This window comes from Candidatus Protofrankia californiensis (assembly GCF_900634765.1).
GTDB classification, from domain to species: domain Bacteria; phylum Actinomycetota; class Actinomycetes; order Frankiales; family Frankiaceae; genus Protofrankia; species Protofrankia californiensis.
The window spans coordinates 24,667-27,478 of the sequence record NZ_CAAAFT010000299.1; the positions used below are offsets into that span (position 1 = coordinate 24,667).

The following is a 2,812-nucleotide window of genomic DNA, read 5'->3' on the forward strand; positions in this document are numbered from 1 at the left end:
GGCACGGCGTGGCCGGCGTCCACGGCGTACGACGGGAGCGCGCTCTCGTCGCCCACCGGAGTGATCACCGATACGTCGTGGCCCAGATCGACCAGGGCCTCCGCCAGATCACGCACGTGGATCTGGACCCCTCCGGGCACGTCCCAGGTGTAGGGGCAGGCAAGGCCGATCTTCATGTTCCCGTCCCCGTCCGCGCCGCCGGCGGCTCGTCCCGCCAGATGCGCTGGAGCATGTGCCAGTCCGCGGGATGGGCCGCGATGCCCTCGGCAAAGGCGTCGGCCAACGCCTGGGTCATCCGCGCCACGTCGGTGTGCGGCACCGCGGGGTGGATTCGCACGCTCCAGCCGTCCCGGTCGAACCAGAGCGTAGCCGGTAGCAGGGTCGCGCCGGTCCGTAATGCGAGGGCGGCCGGTCCCGACGGCATCGTGGCCGTCGCACCGAAGAACACCACCGGCACGCCGGCCGCGGACAGGTCGCGGTCGGCCAGCAGGCAGACCGTGCCGCCCTTGTTGAGGCGGTCGGCCAACAGGTCGAAGGGGGGTTGCTCACCCCCGGTCAGGGGGATGACCTCCATGCCGAGCGCCGAGCGGAACCGGATGAACCGGTCGAACAGCGATGCCGGCTCCAGGCGTTCGGCCACGGTCGTGAACGGCTCTCCGTTGGCTGCGAGCCAGGCACCGGCGTGCTCCCAGTTTCCCATGTGCGGCAACGCGGCGATGGTCCCGTGACCGGACGCAAGGGCGTCACGCAGGCGCGGTTCGTCCAGCATGCGCATTCCCCCGATGATCCGGTCACGGGAGATGTCCTGTAGGCGGAAGACCTCCAGCCAGTAACGGGCGTAGGAACGCATGGCCACCCGGGTGAGCCGGTCGAGGTCGGTGCCGGGCGGGACGACACGGGCCAGGTTGGAACGCAGCCGCCGGGCACCACGACCACCCCGCCGGGCTGCGACGTCGGCGGCTGCCATGAACGCCACGGCCGCGACGCGCTCGGGCAGCAGCCGGACCATCCGCCAACCCGCCGCGTATGCCAGGTCGGTCATCCGCGCACGCGGGATACCCAATACCGTTCCCGTCAGCGGACCTGCGTGCCGGCAGCCGGTTCGGCCGATGGGACGCCGGCAGCCACGCCCTCCCCGGCGCTCCCGGCCTCCCCGACACCCCGCAGATACTGCCGGTACACGTGAATGATGCGCTGCGTCACTGTCAGGACGGTGGCACCGGCGAGGAACCACAATGCCGCCGGCAGCAGATACGGCACGCCCAGGCCATAGAGACCGGCCGCGACCAGGACGATCAGCAGGCGCTCGCCGCGTTCGGCGAACCCCACGTCACAACCCAGTCCGAGCCCTTCGGCCCGCGCCTTGACGTAGGAGGTGATCGAACCAGCCACCAGGCAGATCAGAGCAGCCGCACACAGCGGCAGTGAGTCACCGTCACCGGCGTACCACAGGATCAACGAGCCGAAGATGGCACCGTCCCCGACCCGGTCGGAGGTCGAGTCCAGGAACGCACCCCACCGGGAGGAAATCCCGCGGGCGCGAGCGATCAGACCGTCAAGGAGATCGGAGAAGACGAACAGCGTGATCACAAGCGTGCCGACGAAGAAGACCCCGCGGGTGAAGAAGCCCAGGGCGGCGCCGGTCACGCCGATGGTGCCCACGATCGTCACCGCATCCGGCGACACCGACGACCGGGCCAACCGCTCGCCCAGGGGATCGAGCACCCGTTGAATCTGCGGCCGCGCCTTGCTAGCGAGCATGTACGTCCCGTCGTGTACGTCCGGTGCTGCCCCTTCACATTACCGCTGCCACCATCGGCAACCAGTTCCTTGCCGGACCGACATGGGTTGTTCACACGCCCGTAGAGGGGGAACCTGTTCTCACGAGTTGCCCAAGGGCCAAAGACAGCGCGATCATGTTCTTCTCGCGCTTGGGGCTCCTGCCGATCCGGGAGGTCCAGCAGTCCCAGGTCCCCAGGCCACTGACAGCAGTTCGCCGCAGACCGTTCACCCACAACAGCCGGACCGTTCACTGCACCCGCACAACCACCATCGCTCACACAACCACCGTCACGGCACGATCACGCGATCCGCCACCGACCGCTGGGAACGGGTCGGATCGGTCCGTCACACGCTCGTCCAGTCACTCAGGCGTCCACTGGTTCCAGCCGCCCAGTGGCCATCACCGGGCCACCGAGTGGCCGTGTCCCACCGGGGAGGCGCAGGTGAAAGCAACCATGTGCGACGATCGTGCCGATCGCCGGCAGGCGACCGACGTGCGCAACGTCATTCTTGTCGGCCACACCGGTGCGGGTAAGACGACCCTTGCCGAGAACCTGCTGGCCGCGGCCGGCAACGGCGAGGCGTCGCACAGCCGTCCCGCCTCACCGCGGCATACCGATCATGACGACGTCGAGCACCGCCAGCGCACGATCAACCTGACGGTGCTGTCCACCACGCACCAGGGCATCCGGATCAACCTTCTCGACACCCCTGGGCTCGCCGACTTCATCGGTGATCTGCGCGCCGGTCTGCGCGGAGGGGACGCGGCCCTGTTCGTGGTCAGTGCCCTCGACGGCGTCGACGGCTTCACCCGTCTGCTGTGGGAGGAGTGCGCCGCCGCCGGCACGCCCCGCGCGATTGTGATCACCAAGCTCGACCGTCCCCGGGCCGACTTCGCCGCGACCGTCGCCACCTGCCAGGAGCTGTTCGGCCCGGGTGTGCTGCCGCTGTACCTGCCGGTGCGCCTGCCGCACGCGGGCGAGCCCGCGCCGGGGCACGGCGGGTACCGGCTGGTCGACCTGCTGTCGGC

At 69.5% G+C, this 2,812-nt stretch carries 3 protein-coding genes and 1 pseudogene; 1 reads left to right on the forward strand and 3 read right to left on the reverse strand.

The features are described from left to right. The 3 genes and pseudogenes from DD1DGNOD_RS29635 to pgsA all read right to left on the reverse strand — a co-directional run. Positions 1-176, reverse strand: a pseudogene (locus DD1DGNOD_RS29635) (glycosyltransferase); the annotation flags it as partial. Then, positions 173-1,042, reverse strand: coding sequence for a phosphatidylinositol mannoside acyltransferase (locus DD1DGNOD_RS16050; RefSeq protein ID WP_131767204.1), 870 nt, complete (start codon positions 1,040-1,042; stop codon positions 173-175). The pseudogene DD1DGNOD_RS29635 and the gene DD1DGNOD_RS16050, both read right to left, overlap by 4 nt. Before the next feature lie 32 nt (positions 1,043-1,074). After that, entirely contained in the window at positions 1,075-1,761 is a 687-nt protein-coding gene (gene pgsA / locus DD1DGNOD_RS16055; protein WP_131767205.1) for a phosphatidylinositol phosphate synthase, read from the reverse strand. A 476-nt stretch (positions 1,762-2,237) separates the two neighbouring features. Between pgsA and DD1DGNOD_RS16060 the strand changes: the two genes are divergently transcribed. Further along, positions 2,238-2,812: GTP-binding protein (locus tag DD1DGNOD_RS16060; RefSeq protein WP_241255763.1), on the forward strand; the 575-nt coding region annotated here is incomplete at its 3' end.